This window comes from Candidatus Enterococcus murrayae (genome assembly GCF_017315985.1).
Classification (GTDB): domain Bacteria; phylum Bacillota; class Bacilli; order Lactobacillales; family Enterococcaceae; genus Enterococcus_A; species Enterococcus_A murrayae.
In genome coordinates, this window is sequence record NZ_JAFLVR010000020.1 from 62,703 (window position 1) to 81,534 (window position 18,832).

21 protein-coding genes are annotated in these 18,832 nt (G+C 40.7%); 17 read left to right on the plus strand and 4 right to left on the minus strand.

All coding sequences use genetic code 11. The features are described 5' to 3' along the window. Positions 1-29: 29 nt before the first annotated feature. Positions 30-1,001, minus strand: a complete 972-nt coding sequence (locus JZO85_RS08520) for a 1-phosphofructokinase family hexose kinase (RefSeq protein ID WP_207108084.1) — start codon at positions 999-1,001, stop codon at positions 30-32. Next, entirely contained in the window at positions 998-1,759 is a 762-nt protein-coding gene (locus JZO85_RS08525; protein WP_207108085.1) for a DeoR/GlpR family DNA-binding transcription regulator, read from the minus strand. The genes JZO85_RS08520 and JZO85_RS08525 overlap by 4 nt, the downstream gene beginning before the upstream one ends. Positions 1,760-2,053: 294 nt before the next feature. Here JZO85_RS08525 and JZO85_RS08530 point away from each other — a divergent pair, with 294 nt between their 5' ends. Genes JZO85_RS08530 through JZO85_RS08550 form a run of 5 tightly spaced genes read left to right on the plus strand, consistent with a single transcriptional unit; the run spans position 2,054 to position 5,351 of the window. Next, the gene (locus tag JZO85_RS08530; RefSeq protein ID WP_207108086.1) at positions 2,054-2,512 is read left to right on the plus strand and encodes a PTS sugar transporter subunit IIA; all 459 of its coding nucleotides are present in this window, start codon (positions 2,054-2,056) and stop codon (positions 2,510-2,512) included. Positions 2,513-2,558: 46 nt separating this feature from the next. Then, positions 2,559-2,858, plus strand: a complete 300-nt coding sequence (locus JZO85_RS08535; RefSeq protein ID WP_207108087.1) for a PTS sugar transporter subunit IIB — start codon at positions 2,559-2,561, stop codon at positions 2,856-2,858. Between the two features lie 36 nt (positions 2,859-2,894). Continuing rightward, positions 2,895-4,286, plus strand: a complete 1,392-nt coding sequence (locus tag JZO85_RS08540) for a PTS transporter subunit IIC (protein ID WP_207108088.1) — start codon at positions 2,895-2,897, stop codon at positions 4,284-4,286. A 28-nt stretch (positions 4,287-4,314) separates the two neighbouring features. After that, positions 4,315-4,581 carry a hypothetical protein gene (locus JZO85_RS08545; protein WP_207108089.1) on the plus strand — a complete coding sequence of 89 codons (267 nt, stop codon included), beginning with the start codon at positions 4,315-4,317 and terminating at the stop codon, positions 4,579-4,581. A 17-nt stretch (positions 4,582-4,598) separates the two neighbouring features. Beyond that, the gene (locus JZO85_RS08550) at positions 4,599-5,351 is read left to right on the plus strand and encodes a class II aldolase/adducin family protein (protein ID WP_207108090.1); all 753 of its coding nucleotides are present in this window, start codon (positions 4,599-4,601) and stop codon (positions 5,349-5,351) included. Positions 5,352-5,494: 143 nt separating this feature from the next. On the opposite strand, the gene JZO85_RS08555 is transcribed toward JZO85_RS08550, so the two are convergent. Together JZO85_RS08555 and deoC are read right to left on the minus strand one after the other, a co-directional pair. Further along, positions 5,495-6,364 (minus strand): SDR family oxidoreductase, encoded by an 870-nt coding sequence (locus JZO85_RS08555; RefSeq protein ID WP_207108091.1) that lies wholly within the window; start codon positions 6,362-6,364, stop codon positions 5,495-5,497. A 12-nt stretch (positions 6,365-6,376) separates the two neighbouring features. Next, entirely contained in the window at positions 6,377-7,078 is a 702-nt protein-coding gene (gene deoC / locus JZO85_RS08560; protein WP_207108092.1) for a deoxyribose-phosphate aldolase, read from the minus strand. 153 nt (positions 7,079-7,231) lie between these two features. Here deoC and JZO85_RS08565 point away from each other — a divergent pair, with 153 nt between their 5' ends. From JZO85_RS08565 to JZO85_RS08620, 12 genes are all read left to right on the plus strand, one after another. Next, positions 7,232-7,642, plus strand: coding sequence for a PTS sugar transporter subunit IIA (locus JZO85_RS08565; RefSeq protein ID WP_207108093.1), 411 nt, complete (start codon positions 7,232-7,234; stop codon positions 7,640-7,642). A gap of 75 nt (positions 7,643-7,717) precedes the next feature. Next, on the plus strand, positions 7,718-8,215 hold the full coding sequence (locus JZO85_RS08570) for a PTS sugar transporter subunit IIB (RefSeq protein ID WP_207108094.1): 498 nt from the start codon (positions 7,718-7,720) through the stop codon (positions 8,213-8,215). Positions 8,216-8,824: 609 nt separating this feature from the next. Next, a complete protein-coding gene (locus tag JZO85_RS08575) occupies positions 8,825-9,670 on the plus strand; it encodes a PTS mannose/fructose/sorbose/N-acetylgalactosamine transporter subunit IIC (RefSeq protein ID WP_207108095.1) in 846 nt (281 codons plus the stop codon). A 14-nt stretch (positions 9,671-9,684) separates the two neighbouring features. Further along, positions 9,685-10,494, plus strand: coding sequence for a PTS system mannose/fructose/sorbose family transporter subunit IID (locus JZO85_RS08580; protein ID WP_207108096.1), 810 nt, complete (start codon positions 9,685-9,687; stop codon positions 10,492-10,494). Between the two features lie 72 nt (positions 10,495-10,566). Next, the gene (locus JZO85_RS08585) at positions 10,567-11,469 is read left to right on the plus strand and encodes a class I mannose-6-phosphate isomerase (RefSeq protein WP_207108097.1); all 903 of its coding nucleotides are present in this window, start codon (positions 10,567-10,569) and stop codon (positions 11,467-11,469) included. A gap of 42 nt (positions 11,470-11,511) precedes the next feature. Then, positions 11,512-12,222 carry a GntR family transcriptional regulator gene (locus JZO85_RS08590; protein WP_207108098.1) on the plus strand — a complete coding sequence of 237 codons (711 nt, stop codon included), beginning with the start codon at positions 11,512-11,514 and terminating at the stop codon, positions 12,220-12,222. Between the two features lie 143 nt (positions 12,223-12,365). After that, positions 12,366-13,118 (plus strand): DeoR/GlpR family DNA-binding transcription regulator, encoded by a 753-nt coding sequence (locus JZO85_RS08595; protein ID WP_207108099.1) that lies wholly within the window; start codon positions 12,366-12,368, stop codon positions 13,116-13,118. 415 nt (positions 13,119-13,533) lie between these two features. Then, the gene (locus JZO85_RS08600; protein ID WP_207108100.1) at positions 13,534-14,370 is read left to right on the plus strand and encodes a PRD domain-containing protein; all 837 of its coding nucleotides are present in this window, start codon (positions 13,534-13,536) and stop codon (positions 14,368-14,370) included. Positions 14,371-14,391: 21 nt separating this feature from the next. Continuing rightward, positions 14,392-15,792, plus strand: coding sequence for a 6-phospho-beta-galactosidase (gene lacG, locus JZO85_RS08605; protein ID WP_207108101.1), 1,401 nt, complete (start codon positions 14,392-14,394; stop codon positions 15,790-15,792). Between the two features lie 86 nt (positions 15,793-15,878). Beyond that, the gene (locus tag JZO85_RS08610; protein WP_207108102.1) at positions 15,879-16,199 is read left to right on the plus strand and encodes a PTS lactose/cellobiose transporter subunit IIA; all 321 of its coding nucleotides are present in this window, start codon (positions 15,879-15,881) and stop codon (positions 16,197-16,199) included. A gap of 24 nt (positions 16,200-16,223) precedes the next feature. Beyond that, a complete protein-coding gene (locus JZO85_RS08615) occupies positions 16,224-17,906 on the plus strand; it encodes a lactose/cellobiose PTS transporter subunit IIB (protein ID WP_207108103.1) in 1,683 nt (560 codons plus the stop codon). A 140-nt stretch (positions 17,907-18,046) separates the two neighbouring features. Then, positions 18,047-18,799 carry a DeoR/GlpR family DNA-binding transcription regulator gene (locus tag JZO85_RS08620; RefSeq protein ID WP_207108104.1) on the plus strand — a complete coding sequence of 251 codons (753 nt, stop codon included), beginning with the start codon at positions 18,047-18,049 and terminating at the stop codon, positions 18,797-18,799. The last annotated feature ends 33 nt before the right edge of the window (positions 18,800-18,832 follow it).

Genomic DNA, 18,832 nt, shown 5'->3' on the forward strand with positions numbered 1-18,832 from the left:
GTAAAGTATTTTTCAAAACGGCTTTTGAGTTAGCTGTTTATACTCAGCTCTTTGATTTCCGTTATTTGGATAGTTTGAATATATTTGAGCACCTGATTCTTATCGATCGTACCGTTTGTCTCAAATAAGGAATTGGATATTCCGCAGGCCATAGCGTATTTGATCGCAGCCTCAAATGTATAGCCCTTACTGATCGCAAAGGCCATTCCTCCAACAGTGGAATCGCCGCAGCCCGTCGTATTGACGATCGCTACTTCAGGGATCTGTACGTCATAAATCATTGAGTGATGCTTGACAATCGCGCCATCTCCGCCTTGGGAAATCATGATCGTTTCAATATTGTCAAAAAGCGGGTCATGTAAAATTGTAACGAGCTCTTCGGTTGTCTGGATTGCACTTCCAACCAGCTCCTCTAATTCATGGGTGTTTGGTTTGATAAAGCTTGGACGAACTGCTTGTTGACTCAAAACATTTTTCAACTGATCACCGGAAATATCCATCAAAATTGGGAAATCTTCCCCTACAATCGACCGAATAAAGCCCAATAGATGCAAATGAAAGTGCGCATCATCTGAGTTTACTGAACCAGAAATACAAATGGCATCAATGGCGTATTTTTTTAGGAGATCACCAACATGCTGAAAGAAAAGCTGCTGATTTTCCTTCGAGAGATAAAGCCCTCTTTCCACCAGTTCTGTGTGAGTGTTCCCATCATGCATGATTGTAATCGCATTTCGCGAGTTTCCTTCAACAGTAAGAAACTCAAGCTGATAACGTTCTTCGGCGATCAGCGTGTCTAGGATCATCTTCCCAACGGGACCGCCCAAAATCCCTGTTAGTACCACTTCTTCACCGGACTGAGCAATGACTCTGCCGGCATTAATGCCTTTTCCGCCGATGGATGTATGAGGATTCTCTACACGATTTACCTGGTCCAAATTTAGCGAAGAAACTAGATAATTATAATCCATTGAGGGGTTCAAGGTAATCGTCAGAATCATTCCTGTTCCTCCTTAATGATTTTCGTAAATGAACTATAATAGTCAAAAGTCGTCTCTGAAAGCTGATCATCGGTCACTAAGTAATCAACATCAGACAGAGAGTAGAAGGTGTAGACATCGGATCGATTAAATTTGGAGCTGTCGGCGACAACACATTTTTTGCGTGAATGGGCAAAGGCGACGCGTTGAATCGAACCTTCGATTGAATTTGCCGTAGTGACATTGTTGTCAAAGACCCCATTGGTCGCTGCGAAGGCGATATCGATATTCAAGTTGTCAAAACTCTTTTCGGCAATTTCGCCATAAAACTCTTCTGTGGTTCGCGAAAATTCTCCGCCAGTCAACAACACACGATAATCCGTGTTATAAATCAAATAATTAAAAGCCAACAGACTATTTGTGATCACAAATAAGTTTGCTTTTTTGATTTCTGGCAAAGCATGGAGCATGGTTGTTCCAGCCCCGATGTAGATCGTGTCGTTATCCGAAATGATACTGTTCATTACTTTTCCAATAAACTTTTTCTCAGGAACATTGGTATCGATTTTTTCCTGAGTGGAGAGTTCCTGCTCAATTTTTTCAAGCTTTTGCGCCCCGCCATAAATTTTTACCAATAAGGATTGTTCCGCAAGTTCATTAATGTCTCTTCGAATCGTCATATCGGAGACACCTAAGTTTGAAGATATTTCTGGGATGGATAAGTAGTCATTTTCATGTAACAAATCCAAAATTCTTTCCTGCCGCTCTTTTTTTAACATGAAATCACCTCTAATTAAGTAAGCTCTTACAATAAACCGAATCGTACTCGGCGATGTTTATACATTAATTAATAGCATTTAAAGAAAGAAAAAGCAAGGATTAAATGTTCAGTTATGTTAAAGTTTGTTAAAATATCGAAATGAGATTAGAAGGCAATTGTTCTGAAGTGAAATAAAATGTTAAGTAAGCGTTGACAAACATTTTTGCGCGTTGTATATTTACATTGTAAAACACATCTTAACAAAGTTTAACAAAATGTTTCAAAAAGGAAATTGAGAGGAGTGAGACGATTCGTGGACTACAAAGAAATGTTTGATCAGCAGTTGATTAGTCTCGAGGTAGAAGGAGAGAGTGAGGAGCGTGTATTTGAACAGGTTGCGGATCACCTAAAAGAACTAGGATTTGTCAACGACGGCTATTTAAACGGTATCACTGCAAGGGAGGAACGATTTCCAACAGGTCTGATCACGCAGCATCTGAATATTGCATTGCCGCATTCGGATCCTGAATATATTGAGAAGCCCTTTGTTTATATTGCCCGGCTGAAAAATGAGGTGAAGGTCAAGCAAATGGGAGACAGTCAAGAAATGGGGGTCAAAAATTTGTTCTTTCTTGGGATTAAGGACCCTAAAGGACAGGTCGGACTGCTGCAGGCGTTTATGGAATTATTTATGAAAGAGGAGTTCGTTCAAGCATTTATGCAGGAACAGGATGAAAAGAACATCTATCAATTATTTACACAACATATTTAAGCAGAAGATTTAATAAATGAATTTATAGAAGCTGGAGGAAGTTTAAATGAAAAGAAGATTGATCGTTGCATGTGGAAGCGGAGTAGCTACAAGTCAAACAATTGCTAGTAAGATCGCCGGGTTATTGGAAGATGACGGCATCGATTTCCCAGTCGAGGCAGTCGACTACAAATCGATTCAAAGCGAACTGCCATCTACGGGTATTTATGTTTATGTTGCACAGCCAGATGATGAAGTGCTGGAAAAGGCTGAGGAGCTTGGTGTGAAGGTATTTCCGGGTATTCCATTTTTAACAGGGATGGGTGCGGATCAGATTTACGATGACATCAAAGCATTAGTTGAATAAGGAACAGAAAATTTAATAAGGAAAGAAGTGGGAAGTGTGCAAATATTTCAGGATATTATTAACTATATTTTAGGGTTAGGTTCAGCTATTTTCGTTCCATTGATCATTTTGATTTTAGGACTTATTGCCGGGATGAAGTTCAAAAAGGCATTTATGTCAGCGATTACTTTAGGGATCGCCTTTACCGGGATGTCGATGGTCATTGGGTTCATGTCTAATGCTGTAAGTCCAGCGTCAGAAGCATTAGCGAAAAATACAGGACTTAATTTGCCAGCCTTAGATTTAGGCTGGACAGGAGCGGCGAGTATCACGTGGTCTTGGTCATATGCGTTTGTTTTCTTCGCGGTCGTTCTTGGCGTGAACTTTGTGATGCTGATTTTGAATTGGACGAAGACATTAAACGTCGATATGTGGAATGTTTGGGGAAAGGCTTTGACAGCTTATCTTGTCTACTTTATCAGCGGCAGCTTACTGGCTGGATTCGCTACGGCGATCGTTCAGGTTATTTTGGAATTAAAAATGGGGGATATGTTCCAACGTCATATTGAAGACCTGACCGGCATTCCTTTGGTAACGGTTACTCACCTGATGAATATTTCGGCGGTTCTATTATTGCCGATCAATGTGATCATGGATAAGATTCCTTTCTTTAATAGACGAGCAGATACAAAAGCCTTGAAGAAAAAAATCGGGGTTTTCTCTGAGAATTCTGTGATGGGCTTTATCATTGGTTTAGGACTTGGATTAGCGGCGGCTTATGGAGTGTCAGGTTCATTGAATTTGGCGATTCAAATTGCGACAGCGATGGCCCTGTTCCCAATGATCTCTAAAATGTTTATGCAATCACTTTCTCCATTGGCAGATGCTATGTCTGAAATGATGAAGAAACGTTTCAAGGATCGTGAAGTTTACATTGGGTTAGACTGGCCGGTTTTAGCGGGGCGCTCTGAAATTTGGGTTACTGCGATTCTGTTAGTCCCTGTATTTATCGGCTATGCGATCATTTTGCCAGGCAACGCAGTCTTACCGTTGGCGGGGATCATCAATTATTCCATCGCTGTAGGCGGCTTGCTGCTAACAGGCGGAAACCTGGTCAGAATGCTGATCATGGGTGTCATCTCAATGCCGATCTATCTTTATGCAGCAACATATTTAACACCTATCTTGACAGGATTGGCTGATAAGACAGGAGCGGTTGAAGGAATCAAAAAAGGGCAGCAAATCACATGGTCTTCTATTGAAGGACCCGAATTCCGAATCCTATTTGCAGAAGCGTTTAAAGGCAACATCTTAGGGATTGTTGGTGCGATCGTCTTTGTCGGAATGTTTGTCTGGCTGTATAAATACATGACAAAAGCAAAAGTTCCTAGCCAAAGATATGAAGAAGCAGCAGATAAAAAAGTCAAAGGCATGAAAGTGGCTGGGTAATAAAAATAATTGAAGGCAGGTAAAGTAAATGAAGAATAGAAAAGAGCATAAAGAAAAAACCAAATGGTTCGCTGTCTTGTTTCTTGCGGTCATCAGCTTTATCCTAGCCTTCATGACCCAGCAACTGGTCTTTAACTTTATCGCCATTGGATTAGCGGTCCTTGTTTATAAATATGGCAACCCCATACTATTCAAGGAGTATGATGAACGTCGCAGGCAAAAATACCAGGAAGCGATGCAGGTCAGAAGTGCCGCACAAACAGCGATTAAAAGTAAGAAAATATTCAAAAAATAGAAAAGGTGGTCTCGACTATGTCAGATGGACGGATGATTTTTGAAAGAGAGCGCGAAGATTTAGCGCGGATTGTGAAATTAATTTTTGCACGAAAGAACACAAATGTCGCAGGAGGCAACTTTTCATTTAAAACGACAGATAAAAACGGAAAAGAATACATTATTATGACACCAACAATGATGTCGGAGGCCTATCTGGGCGAAGTTTCACCGGCACAAATTTTAGTGGTGGAGCCTCATACGCGAAAAGTGATTGACGGTGTTGGAAAGCTGACACGAGAAATCAATTTACATGAGGCGGTATATGATACCAATCCTGAAATCAAAGCGGTCTTGCATGCCCATGCCCCAAATTCAATGTTTTGGGCTACAGCTGGCCTAGATATGCCAAACCTAACAGAAGCTACACAAAAAATCGGGTATGTTCCGGTACTTGGCTTTGAGCCGAACTGCTCGCCTGAGTTAGCAGAGCTGGTCTCGAATTATATGGAAAAAGAGAAGCTTGAGCTGCCTAATATGCTGCTGTTGAACAGTCACGGTGTATTGATCAGCGCTCCAGGTGAAACAGGGATCGAAGCGATCCATAAAGCCTTGCAAATTCTGGATACAACGGAATGGAATGCAGAGATTGCATACAAACAAACGATTTTCCAATCGTTGGGATTATTGGATGGCTACTATTCAAAAGGCAAACAAGTCGGTACGCTAGAAGATCTGAAGGATCACAGCCCGATCTACAATCGCGATGAGGTGTTTGCGGGCGGAGACTAAAAAGAGAACAAACGTAAAGTCTTTTTCAAAAAGACTTAACAAAATGAAAGCCGAACGCTCTTTTACTTTCAATTATGAAAGTGGAGGAGCGTTCGGCCTTTTTGCGTATGTTTTTTTCAAGGCGGCTTGGTCAGGTTTGCGGCTTAATTTAGCCAGCCAAAATCAGACAAGCACTTATGGACATCATTTTCAAAAGTAGAGCCATTGATACCATGGGATTCAATCTTATTTGTGGCTAAACGCAAATTCCTAAAACGATCAGCATAGCGTGAGTTATCCGGCAAGATATACAGATCGATTCTATCGTCGTCAAAGCCGAGCATCGAAGCAATTTTCTTTGCAGCTTCATAAGTTGAGTGCTCATTTTGACTAGAAAAGTGATAGATGCCCTTTGGCAAATGAATGATTTTGTCGAATTGTTCCGCTAAATTGCTCGCGTAGGTCATCCCGCGACACTCATTGACAGTAAACATTGTCGGCTTTTGAAAAAACATCGCCTTCATTACATTGGTGAGGATGTTGGGACTGCTTTTGATACCAGGGGATGAGAGTCCCATCATCCAAGAAAGACGTAGAATCACGGAATCTATCTGATTTTCAATTAAAAAATTCTCGACTTCGATTTTTTGCTGCCCGTAGACGGAGCTGCTGTTAACAAGCGTATCCTCCTTAAAGGGGAGGTTCTCGGTTCGATTATTGAAGACCTGTTCGGTACTTAAAAAAATAAAGCGTGCGCCTTTTTTATGACAAGCTTTGGCAATAGTAATCGCACTCTCCGTGTTCACCTTATGCGTGTCGTGTGGATTTGCTTCACAATCAGAAGTTTGTGTTCGAGCAGCAGCGTGAAAGACGAAATCATAGTCCAAGCGCTCAAAAAAGCGAGTTACTGCTTCAGGATCGGCTAGGTCAACTTCCTTTCGAGTAATTGGGATAAAATCAAAATGAGTTTGATTAACCGATTGGATCAGGGAAGCTAAATACCCATTAGCCCCTGTAATCGCGATTTTTTTCATTTTCTTACTCCCTCAGATAGTAATTTTTCCATCAACCGCTTCTTTCTTTAGGCTTTCAATAATAGGAATACCTGAGCTGGTACCAATGCGTTCTGCACCGCAAGCGATCATTTCTTTGAAGGTTTGCGCATCACGGATACCGCCCGCAGCTTTCACCTTTACATCTGGTCCAACGTTTTCTTTCATTAATTTGACATCCTCAAAAGTGGCCCCAGATGGAGCAAAGCCAGTCGAGGTTTTGATGAAGTCGGGCTTTACAGTCTTGGCAATCTTACATAAAGCGATTTTTTCAGCATCTTCAAGATAAGCATTTTCAAAAATCACTTTGGAAATTACATTATTTTTTTGGCAAACGGATACAATTTGTTCCATTTCAGTTTGCAGATAGGCCCAGTTCTTTTCTTTTACTTCGGTGATATTGACAACGTAGTCGATTTCCGTCGCACCATTTTTGATGGCATCCTGTGTTTCAGCGACCTTTGATTCGATTGAAGTTTGCCCCAATGGGAAACTGATTGCCGCTCCGATATTGACATCAGTTGCCTTTAGCAGGCGGCTGCATAATTCAGATTGAACTTGATTGATTGCGACCATTTTAAAATGATAGTCTTTCGCCTCATTACACAAAATCCTCATATCCTCTTTAGTGGCAGTTGGTTTTAGGTTTGTGTGGTCGATAAAACGAGCTAATTGGTCAATCGTGTAGCTTTTCATAAAATCCCTCCTGTATATGTAATTACATAAAGAATAGTAAAGCATATTTATTCGCTTGTCAATGATAAAAAAACTATTGACAACGCTTACTATAGGAATTATAGTTATGACATAAAATAAAATGTAATTACATATAAAGAGAGGGAGTAAAGAATGAAACTACTACTATTAAGTCATGGAGAGCTCTGCCAAGGGCTCATCTCCAGCTACCAGATGATCGCTGGGGAAAACAAAGATATTGCCGCAGTTAGTTTGACAGATACGGGTATTCAAGATTTTTCTGAACGGTTGAACAAGGTGTTAACAGGATTAGAGGCGGAGGATGTCTTGATTTTGACGGATATTAAAGGAGGGACTCCATATAACGAAGCGTACAAATACTATTTATCAAACGAAAATCGGGTACAGCTAGTTGCTGGAATGAACCTGCCGATGGTTATTGAAGCCGGTCTTAATCTATCAAATAAGGACCTGCAAGCCATCACAGAAATCGCCATAGAAATGGGAAGAGGCGGCATCGAAGGAGTCGTTAATGACACCTTTGAAGAGGATATAGAGTTTTAAGCGTTAATCGAAGCATTCTTTGAATGTTATAGATAGGAATTATTTTTTACTATTTCAATTTAGGAGGAAGCAATTATGACAATCACTTTAGCAAGAATCGATGATCGTGTGATCCATGGCCAAACTACTACGAGGTGGACAAAAGCGCGATCCGTACAAGGGATTTTGGTAGTAGGTGATGACATCGCGCAGGATGAGCTGCGGAAAAAGGTACTTAAGGCTGCAGCCGGGAACTTGAAGCTAGGGATTTACACTACAGAGCAAGCGGTAGAAAGTATCCCGAAAGGAAAAGATTCGACAAAGGATTTCTTCTTAATCAGCAATTCCCCCCAAACCTTTGCGGAGCTTGTACGATTGGGCGTAGATTTTGGCGGGAAATTAAATGTCGGACCAATGAATACCCGCGAAGGAGCAAAGGTCTTAGGCAGAACAGTGGCTATCGATGAAAAAGATTATGAGGCGTTTGATTATATGGAGCAGCAAGGCATTGAAATCGGCTTCCAGCTTTTGCCGGATGACGAATCGAAGCCATGGAAAATCATGAAGGCGAAGTATGATTCATTAACAAATTAGTTAGAGTGTTTGTCAAAAACGACAAAACTCAAAAAGTAACACAAGGGAAAAGAACACCTAGTGGAATGGTATACGGCATGAAAATCAAACTCATTTTTCAAAATTCGAAAAATGAATACATTAATATGAATAAGGATGCCAGTTCCACTCTTCACAGTTAACAAAGGGGAGCGAAACAGAACACAAAAAAGTATCCTACTAGAAACGAACACCTAGTGGAATGGTATACGGCATGAAAATCGGACTCATTTTTCGGTTTATGAAAAATGAATACACTAATATGAATAAGGATGCCAGTTCCACTCTTCGCAGTTAACACAGTGAAAAGAGACAAAACGCAAGGATTATCCCACTAAAACAGAGCACCTAGTGGAATGGTATACGGCATGAAAATCGGACTCATTTTTCGGTTTATGAAAAATGAATACATTAATAGGAATAAGGATGCCAGTTCCACTCTTCGCAGTTAACACAGTGAAAAGAGACAAAAACGCAAGGATTATCCCACTAAAACAGAGCATCTAGTGGAATGGTATACGGCATGAAAATCAAACTCATTTTTCGAATTTTGAAAAATGAATACATTAATAGGAATAAGGAGGATAAAAGATGGATGGCAGTTTGTTTTTACCAGCGTTATTAACCGGAATTTTTTGTTATTTAGGGGCGATCGAAAGCCCGTGGTTATTTGGAATGAGTGGTGGCTTTTATGTTGTAGGACGCCCTCTGGTAGCAGGTTTTTTGGTGGGGATTGCTTTTGGCGATATTAAAGCAGGAGTGTTGTGCGGATTAGCCGTGCAGGCGGTGTTCATTGCGAACTTATCAACCGGCGGCGCAACAAATAGTGAGATCACTTATGCTGCGTATGGTGGAATAGGGCTTGCGCTGGCTACAACAAGAGAACCTGCGGTTGCGGTGACACTATCGATTCTAATTGGTCAAACCTTTGGACTTATCTTTTACAATACACGTATGGCGTTGTACTCTTTTTGGAATACACGGGCACAAAATGCAGCTGAAGCAAATGATGATCGAGGGATTATGCTTAATCATATTGCTTATCCGCAAATCACCACTTTCTTTCTTCGAGCAGTTCCAATTTTTGCGGCTATTTTCTTCGGCCGCGGCTTAGTTGATTGGCTATTAAACAATGTGCCGCAGGTTGTTACGGATACTATTTCAGTTCTGGGAGGCGTGTTGCCAGCTTTAGGAATTGCGATGCTGATGGGGATAGTAGTCAAAGAAAAGGTTCATTTAGTGTTCTTTTTCGCTGGCTTTGTTTTAATGGCCTTTGCGAAGCTAAACATGATTGCTTTAGTTTTTCTTGCGGCGATGGTGGCTTATGTGGTTTATTTAAGCACCGGAAAATCCAGCGGCGACAGCAAGCTTGTCGCTACGACGAATGGATCAGTTGAGCAAAATGAAGCAGCTTACGAGGACGACGACCTGTTTTAAAGGAGGAAAAATAGATGGAGAATCGATTAACGAAAAAAGAATTGCGTCAAATATGGAAACGTTGGGGCTTTACTCATTTATCATCGATGAGTTATGAAAAATTGCAAGCGCATGCTTGGGCCTATTCGTATTTGCCATTTGCCGAAAAATACTATAAAAATGATGCTGATGCTAAGCGAAGATTGCTCCTTAGGCATTCGATGTTCTATAATACTGAACCGCAGACGGGACAATTGATAAACGGGATCGTCGCATCATTAGAAGAGGAGATCGCTATTGGCGGTGATGTCCCAGAAGAGATGCCGGTAAATATTAAAACGACCTTAATGGGACCGTTGGCAGGGATCGGTGATTCGATCATCCAAGGAATCATCGTGCCGATATTGCTTTCTATCGCGATGGGACTAGCTGCTGGAGGAAATGCTTTAGGGCCAATCTTTTACATTGTAAGCTATGGAATTATTGGTCCATTGATATCTTACTTGTGCTTTATGAATGGCTATCGTTTAGGCGTAAGCGCGATTGATGTGATTATCGGAGAGAATGCGAAACGAATTACTGATGCGTTCAATATCTTAGGGATTATGGTAGTAGGCGGGTTGGCAGCGTCCAACATCGCGTTGACGACTAAAATAAAAATTCCGATGGGTGATGAGGTGCAAAAGCTGCAAAATGTTTTGGATGGGATTTTTCCTAATGTTTTGCCTTTAGTAATGGTCTTGCTGGCTTGGTATTTACTGACATCTAAACAGATGACAGCTACAAAAGTGATCCTTGTTTTGACGGTTATTTCTGCCATTGGTGTTGTGATTGGTGTGTTTTAAACAAGAGACGTGTTTCTTATGAAACGCGTCTTCTTTTCTTTACAAAATAATGAAGAGCATAGGAGGAGCATCATGTATATTTTAAAACCAGAATCACGAGAACGCATATGGGGGACACCGCGACTGCATGATTATTACGGTAATCAGCAGATAGATAAGATCGGTTCTGTCTATTCAGCAAGCGGTGTATCTGAGATCGATTGTCCTGTAGTGAACGAAGAAAAAACATTTAGTGAAATAATCGCAGAGGATCCAAAAAGATTTGGTCTGAAGGCAGGTGACGTGTACCCTCTGATTATTTCGTTTACAGCCTGTGATGAAAACCTCAGTATTCAGGTTCATCCTACTGATGATTATGCTCAAAGTGTGGAACAGCTGCCATATGGAAAGAGTGAAGCGTGGTACTTCATTCAGCCTCCTGAAAAAGGCTGGATTTATGCTGAGCAGCAAGTTCCTGAAAAATCGGTTCTTTTAGAAGCAGCGAAGAAAAATGAGTATACAAAAATTCTAAAAGAGTATCCTGTTGCCAAGCATGAGTTGATCTATATTCCTTCAGGTACGATTCACGCTTTGACAAAGGGGTCGCTGGTTTATGAGATTCAACAATCGTCAGATATTACGTATCGTTTTTATGACTACGACCGGATAGATAAGAATGGAAAAAAACGGCCGCTTCATATCGAAAAGGCTATTGAAACGCTGCATCCTGAAAAACAAGTAGAAAAGCGAACCTTTCCGCCAGGCAACATATTTGCCCAAAGAGAATTCAGTATTCAACACTTGAAAGGAAAACAAATCGTAGAAAACAAATCGGAAATAGCCAGTATTTTGACAATTATAGCTGGCCAGCTGACGATTGCCGGAGAAACGTGTCAGACGGGTCAAAGTATTGTTCTATTAAAAGATGAAATGATTGAGCTGCCGGAAACTGCTGAAGCCGTTTTGGCTACACCAATACGTTATTGGGAAGAATAATTATGGTATAATAAACACAATTAATTGAGGAGTAGGTAGCTTATGAATATCCCGTTGCATAAAAAAATTCGAATGGACTTACTGGAAAAAATTCAAAATGGCGATTACCAAGAAAATCATCTCATTCCCACAGAAATGGAACTGGCTGAGCAATACAGTGTTAGCCGGCCGACTGTTCGTCAAGCGGTACAGGCGTTGGTGGATGAGGGGTATTTGGAGAAACGAAAAAAACGAGGCACAATCGTTAAAAAAAATAAAATCCAGCAGGAATTCACCCATGTGATTGAGAGTTTTGATTCAGAGATGAGCAGAAAAGGAATCATCCCTAAAACAAAAGTCTTAAACTTCCAAAAAGTCGCGGCTAGTGAAGAAGTCGCTGAAAATTTAGAATTGAAGCAGGGGGACGCGGTTTATAAGTTAACCCGTTTGCGTTACGCTGAGGTGAAGCCGGTTGTTCTAGTGACTAGTTATATACCATATGAACGGTTTCCCGATTTTCAGCAGGTTGATTTTACCAAAGAAAAAATGTATCAGGTCTTTGAAGAGATGGGCTATCCGATTAGAACCGTCACTAGAAAATTGGAGGTCATCAAATCAGACGAAACGATTAGTGATTTGTTAGATGTTGAAGAGGGCGATCCGATGTTCTATTTTCATACGCAAGGATTTTCTGAGAATCGAGTGCCTGTAGAATACTCGATATCAAAATATCGCGGGGACATCAACTACTTTGTTTTTGAATTAGCACAATAGGCCTTGAATTCAAGGCCTATTTTCTGTGAAACCTTGAAGAGATCGTGTGTTCATTTGAACTTTAAAGAAATGTACTGCAAGAAAAATCACTCTAGCACTTTACTTAAGAATTTGATAGTCTTAAACAGAAAAGAGGGGATGAAATGTTAAAAACGGATCGATTTCAGGCAATCATGTCGTTATTGGAAGTAAGCGGAACGGTACGAGTGAGCGATATCATGGATAAATTAGCGGTTTCCGATATGACTGTTCGACGTGATCTGGATGAATTAGAGAAACAAGGATTATTAGAGCGGGTGCATGGCGGTGCGAAATTAAAGGATTTTTATCGTCACGTTGAGCTTTCACATACGGAAAAACAAATCATGCTCCAGGAGGAAAAGCAGCGTATTGTCGAAAAGGCTAATGAGCTGATCAATGATGGCGACACCCTTTTTCTTGGTCCAGGAACGACGATTGAATTATTGTCAAAAATTATTCGAGCTGATTCATTACGGATCGTGACGAATTGTCTGCCGGTGTTTGAAGAATTGAACAAGCATAAAGGAAATCGGAAAATTTATCTATTAGGCGGAGAGCTGCGGGAGACGACCCAATGTTTTGTTGGTGAAATTACAAATAAATCGCTAAATGACATGAATTTCCACAAGGCCTTTTTTAGTTGCAATGCACTCAATGAGCAAAAAATCATGACCTCCACATTTGAAGAAGGTCAGACGCAACAAATCGCTTTGAATAATTCTGTTGAACGCTTCCTATTGATTGATCATTCAAAGATTGGAAAGAAAGATTTTTCTGTCTATTATAATTTACAAGAAGTTACCGCGGTAATTACAGATGAAGACGAACAGAAGCATTATGAAAAAATTGAAAAAGAAGAAAAGTATATTGTTTAGAAAGCTATCTGCTCCTTTGAAACTTCTATCAAAAGATTTCAAAGGTTTTTTCCAGCAATTCTTTTCTTTCATACAATGGAGGAACAAAATTTTCATGTACATTCCGTTTGTTTATGTTTGTTTTGTGATTGTTTAGGCGCGGAGAATGTCAACCCGTTCACTCATTCTCGCGGTTTGTTAGAAGAGGATTTTGTACGGTTCTATAGGCTTTGCTTTGAGAAGCGACTCTCTTAGCTAAAAAAAATAAACATTTTTTGTCTGAAAGTGTTTACAAATGTATTTTAAGGTGCTATTCTATTAGTGAAATCGAAATATTAGTGGATTGTTACTATTGAATTAGGCAAAAACCGCAAGTAACTGATTGGTCTATCAATCGGTTGTTTGCGGTTTTTTTTGTAGAAGTGGGGTGAAAAAAATGTACAGAGTAGTTCAGGTGTTGAACAACAACATTGCCATCGTAAAAAAGAATCATGAACAGGCGATTGCAATGGGAAAGGGACTGGTTTTTCAGAAGAAGAAGGGCGACTTGCTGTCGGAGGATGCAATTCAAAATCTGTTTGTACTAAAGAGTGAAGAATCAAAACAAAATTTTTCTTTCTTATTAAAGGATGTTCCGTTGGATTTTATTACAACCGCTTATGAAATTATTGAAAACGCTATCCATAATTATCAGTATTCTGTTCAAGAGTATATTTATGTCACATTAACAGATCACATCTATTGGAATTACAAGAAATTGATGAAGGGAGAATATCAAAATAGTCTTTTACCGGATATTAGTAAACAATATCCCAAAGAATATCAGATTGCTAAAGATGGCCTGCGAATCATCAAAGAGCGGTTAGATATCGCTTTTCCAGAAGATGAGCTAAAAAACATTAGTATTCATTTTATCAATGCTCAAGGAAAAACGCCGGAGCCTGTCACAACGCCGGCAGATGCGTATGAAGAGCAGCAGCGTGTCATGCAGATCATTGAAGAAGCTTTACGAAAACGAAACATTGTTCGAACAGAAAAAACGCAAAATTTTTATGATCGCCTGATGATTCATTTACGCTATATGCTGGAACGAACGGAAGAGGAAAGAGTCGATGAATTTGCGGAGAAGATGGAAGAGGACTTGAAAAAGGATTACCCAGATGCCTACAGTGTGGCAGAGGAAATGTATCGGATCATTGTAGAGAATACGGGATTAAAGCTACATGCTGGAGAAAAAGTTTATTTTACGATTCATATTCAACGATTACTTTAGTTTGATGGAGGAGAGAAACGAATGAAGAAATTACCAGAACATTTTATTTTTGGCGGAGCAACAGCTGCTTATCAATGTGAAGGAGCAACCAAAGAAGGCGGAAAAGGCGCAGTAGCCTGGGATGATTTTTTAGCTGAACAGGGCCGCTTCAGTCCCGATCCAGCGAGTGATTTTTATCATCAATATCCAGTGGACATTGAATTATGTGAGAAGTTCGGGGTAAGTGGCTTGCGTCTGTCGATTGCTTGGAGTCGCATTTTTCCAAAGGGTACAGGTGAACCGAATCAAGAGGGAATTGATTACTACCATGCAATTTTTAAAAAGTGTCAGGAGCACCACGTTATTCCATTTGTAACACTGCATCATTTTGATACACCAAAAGCTCTGTTTGATCAAAATGATTTTCTAAATCGCGACAATATTGACGCGTTTGCGAATTATGCAAAATTCTGCTTTGAAGAATTTACTGAAGTGGCGTATTGGAGCACCTTTAATGAAATTTATCCCGTCGCTACGAATCAGTATTTACTCGGTGTTTTCCCACCAGGGATCAAATTTGATTTTACAAAGATCATTATGTGTCTTCACAACATGATGGTGGCTCACGCCAAAACCGTGAACATTTTTAAAGAGAATGGGTATGCTGGAGAAATCGGCGTCGTCCATTCATTAGAAACAAAATACGCGAATTCAGATTCTGAAGAAGACAAGCATGCGGCATTTTTAGAAGATGCTTTGTCCATCCGATTTTTACTGGAGGCTACTTATCTTGGTCGCTATACGGAGGAGCTGCTGGGGGCATTAGACGAAATTTGTGAAGCGCAAGGTGCAACATATGAGTTTTTAGAAGAGGATTACATTGAGATGGAAAAAGCGTCTCATCGCAATGATTTTCTAGGAATCAATCATTATCACAGTCATTTTTGTAAAGCATATAAAGGGCCGAATGAAATTTATCACAATGGGACTGGCGACAAAGGAACTTCGGTGTACCGGGTGAACGGAATCGCTGAACGCGTTTATCGCGATGATATTCCGAGAACCGATTGGGATTGGTTGATTTATCCTGATGGGTTGTATGATCTTTTGATGCGAATCAAAAAGGATTATCCGCATTACAAGAAAATTTATATCACCGAGAACGGGATGGGGTACAAGGATGATTTCGAGGATGGGGTCATCATGGATGCGCCGCGAATTGATTATTTACGTCAATACCTAGGGGCATTAAGTGATGCAATCGAAGATGGAGTCAATGTAGAAGGCTACTTCTTGTGGTCATTGATGGATATGTTCTCTTGGACCAATGGATACAATAAGCGCTATGGCTTATTCTATGTTGATTTTGAAACACAAAAGCGTTATCCGAAAGAATCAGCCTATTGGTATAAATTTGTTAGTGAAACGAAAACGATTATTTAGTAAAGCGATAGATGGAATCAGCGATTGATTGCATCTATCGGCTAATTGAAATGAAAAGGGATACATCGCTGTAGGAGGGAAAGAGTATGAATAAGGAAGAATTACAGATGTTAGGCTTTGAAATCGTGGCCTATTCAGGCGACGCGAGAAGCACATTGATGAAGCTGCTAAGCGAGGTGCGTCAGGGGAAATTTGAAAATGTCGAAGACGCATTAAAGGACGCTGATGAAAATCTGAAATTGGCGCATAATTCGCAAACGAAAATATTAGCGGATGAAGCGGCCGGCAGCAACTTGGATATTGGATTTATTTTTATCCATGGACAGGATCATTTAATGACCACTTTATTGTTAAGAGATTTAGTACAGGATTTTATTGAGCTTTATAAGGAGAAGTATCAAAAGTAAAAATGAAGAAGGAGATGGAGTAAGGTGAATGCAATTATTAAACAAATCGAAAAAGGAAAACCATTTTTTGAAAAAATTTCCCGAAATATTTATTTAGGTGCTATACGAGACGGCTTCTTAACAGCCATGCCCGCCATTTTATTTTCTAGTATTTTTATCATGATCGCTGCAATTCCTGAAGTTTTCGGAGTAACTTTACCAGAAGCATTCTCGACTTGGCTGTGGAAGGTCTATGGCTATTCAATGGGAATCGTTGGTTTGTTAGTAGCTGCGACTACGGCACGTTGTTTAGCGGGATCGATAAATCGTCGGTTGGAAGATGGGAAGAATATCAATGAAGTGTCTGTTATGTTGGCATCGATCGCTGGTTTCTTCATGCTGAGCGTAGAGCAGATCGACGGCGGCTTTGCCAGTGATTTTATGGGAACAAAAGGACTGTTGGCTTCATTCGTTGCCGCCTTTCTCACAGTAAATGTCTATAAATTCTGTATCAAGCGCGACATTACGATCAGAATGCCGAAGGAAGTTCCTGGGACGATCTCGCAAATGTTTCGTGATGTGATTCCCTTCTCTTTTGCAGTGTTTGGAGCCGTTTTGATTGATTTGCTGTTCCGCAATGTCTTTCAAGGTTCGTTTGCTAATACAGCGATTACTGCTTTGCAGCCGCTATTTACAGCAGCAGACGGTTATCTAGGAATCGCCATTATTTGGGGAGCGATGGCATTATTCTGGTTCGTTGGGGTACACGGTCCGTCAATCGTGGAGCCGGCGATCGCAGCGATTATTTATGCGAATGTTGAAACGAATTTGATGCTATTCCAAAACGGCGAACAGGCCTCCAAAGTTTTGACTGTTGGTATGGGAAATTTCGTTGGAACAATGGGTGGTACCGGTGCGACGTTAGTAGTTCCGTTCTTATTCTTACTATTTGCTCGTTCTAAACAACTGAAAGCCGTAGGAAAGGCCTCGTTCGTTCCTGTCATTTTTGCAGTAAATGAACCGCTTTTGTTTGCGGCGCCGATCATTTTAAATCCGTATTTCTTTATTCCATTTTTATTGGCACCGATTGTTAACGTCTGGATCTTTAAATTCTTTGTTGATGTATTAAGCATGAATAGCTTTATGTATGTTTTGCCATGGGCCACGCCGGCACCAATCGGGTTAGTCCTGGGGACCGGAGTCAGTGTGATGGCGATCGTTTTAGCACTCGTGCTGATCGCTGTGGATTCAGTGATTTACTTACCGTTCATTAAGGCGTATGATGCAGTACTGATTGAAGAGGAGAGTAAAAATACGCAGCTGGAGGCTACCGAAGCTGCTGGCATTGAAACGATGCAAGATGCGGGAACAGCTGTTGTGGAGGCGTTGGCAGAGGATACGATCGAGAAAATAGGCGATGGCAAGCGAGTGTTGGTGCTATGTGCCGGTGCTGGTACGAGCGCGATGCTAGCCAATGCCTTAGAAGAAGGCGCGAAGGAAACAGGCGCGAATATTCAAGCACAAGCTGGCGCTTACGGTTCGCATTATGATATTATGAAAAATTTTGATTTGATTGTCTTGGCACCGCAGGTCAACTCTTACTTAACGGACATTCAAAAGGATGCGGAGAAAGTTGGCGTGAAGGTCGTAGCAACAAAAGGCGCAGAGTATATTAAATTAACGCGTGATCCAAAGGGCGCTGTTGATTTTGTTTTAGCAGAGATTTAATACTTATTTTGGAAGTTTATAGTCGAAGCAGCTTTCGCTATAGACTTTCAAAATTGGTCTACTAATCTGTTTAACTATAAACAATATCGCTGAAGAACTTGAGACCAAGCCGACAGTTGATTATAAAGCGAGGAATAAGGATGTTAAAAACAGATCGATTGCAAGCGATCATGTTGCTGCTTGGACCTAAGGGGCGAGTTCAAAGCAGCGAGGTCATGGAGAAATTAGCAGTATCTGATATGACGGTCAGACGTGATTTAGCTGAATTAGAGAAACAAGGACTGGTAGAACGATTTCACGGCGGGGCAAAATTACAAAATTTTTACCTGCAGGAGGAGCTTTCTCATATTGACAAAAAAATCATCCATCATGAGCAAAAAGAGAGGATCGCGCGCCGAGCGAGTGAACTAATTAATGATGGCGACACTATTTTTCTTGGGCCTGGAACAACCATCGAATTACTGGCTCAGTGTATTCAGGCGGATTTTCTGCGGATTGTAACGAATTGTCGACCGGTTTTCGATCAGTTGAATAAGCACAAAAAAAATTGGAAGCTCTATCTGTTAGGTGGGGAATTGCGGGAGAAAACGCAGTGCTTGGTTGGCGAAATTGCGGATCAATCGTTAGAGAGCATGTACTTTCAAAAGGCCTTTGTCAGCTGCAACGCGGTAAATGGGCAAAAGATCATGACATCGACATTTGAAGAAGGGCAGACGCAACAGATTGCCTTAAACAAATCCGATGCGCGATATTTGCTGATCGATCATTCAAAAATAGGGAAAAGAGATTTTTCTGTCAATTATAGTCTGCGAGATGTGACGGCAGTTATTACCGATGAGCACGAACAGAAGTACTATGAAAAACTTGAGAATGTGGAAACATCTATCGTTTAATAAGCAAAACCCGGAGATTTCGTTTCTCCGGGT

Excerpts from the sequence above, each read along its gene's own strand:
- JZO85_RS08520 (WP_207108084.1), bottom strand. The coding sequence starts at position 1,001 with ATGATTCTGACGATTACCTTGAACCCCTCAATGGATTATAATTATCTA.
- JZO85_RS08525 (WP_207108085.1), bottom strand. The coding sequence starts at position 1,759 with ATGTTAAAAAAAGAGCGGCAGGAAAGAATTTTGGATTTGTTACATGAA.
- JZO85_RS08535 (WP_207108087.1), top strand. The coding sequence starts at position 2,559 with ATGAAAAGAAGATTGATCGTTGCATGTGGAAGCGGAGTAGCTACAAGT.
- JZO85_RS08545 (WP_207108089.1), top strand. The coding sequence starts at position 4,315 with ATGAAGAATAGAAAAGAGCATAAAGAAAAAACCAAATGGTTCGCTGTC.
- JZO85_RS08550 (WP_207108090.1), top strand. The coding sequence starts at position 4,599 with ATGTCAGATGGACGGATGATTTTTGAAAGAGAGCGCGAAGATTTAGCG.
- JZO85_RS08555 (WP_207108091.1), bottom strand. The coding sequence starts at position 6,364 with ATGAAAAAAATCGCGATTACAGGGGCTAATGGGTATTTAGCTTCCCTG.
- deoC (WP_207108092.1), bottom strand. The coding sequence starts at position 7,078 with ATGAAAAGCTACACGATTGACCAATTAGCTCGTTTTATCGACCACACA.
- JZO85_RS08565 (WP_207108093.1), top strand. The coding sequence starts at position 7,232 with ATGAAACTACTACTATTAAGTCATGGAGAGCTCTGCCAAGGGCTCATC.
- JZO85_RS08570 (WP_207108094.1), top strand. The coding sequence starts at position 7,718 with ATGACAATCACTTTAGCAAGAATCGATGATCGTGTGATCCATGGCCAA.
- JZO85_RS08575 (WP_207108095.1), top strand. The coding sequence starts at position 8,825 with ATGGATGGCAGTTTGTTTTTACCAGCGTTATTAACCGGAATTTTTTGT.
- JZO85_RS08580 (WP_207108096.1), top strand. The coding sequence starts at position 9,685 with ATGGAGAATCGATTAACGAAAAAAGAATTGCGTCAAATATGGAAACGT.
- JZO85_RS08585 (WP_207108097.1), top strand. The coding sequence starts at position 10,567 with ATGTATATTTTAAAACCAGAATCACGAGAACGCATATGGGGGACACCG.
- JZO85_RS08590 (WP_207108098.1), top strand. The coding sequence starts at position 11,512 with ATGAATATCCCGTTGCATAAAAAAATTCGAATGGACTTACTGGAAAAA.
- JZO85_RS08595 (WP_207108099.1), top strand. The coding sequence starts at position 12,366 with ATGTTAAAAACGGATCGATTTCAGGCAATCATGTCGTTATTGGAAGTA.
- JZO85_RS08600 (WP_207108100.1), top strand. The coding sequence starts at position 13,534 with ATGTACAGAGTAGTTCAGGTGTTGAACAACAACATTGCCATCGTAAAA.
- lacG (WP_207108101.1), top strand. The coding sequence starts at position 14,392 with ATGAAGAAATTACCAGAACATTTTATTTTTGGCGGAGCAACAGCTGCT.
- JZO85_RS08610 (WP_207108102.1), top strand. The coding sequence starts at position 15,879 with ATGAATAAGGAAGAATTACAGATGTTAGGCTTTGAAATCGTGGCCTAT.
- JZO85_RS08620 (WP_207108104.1), top strand. The coding sequence starts at position 18,047 with ATGTTAAAAACAGATCGATTGCAAGCGATCATGTTGCTGCTTGGACCT.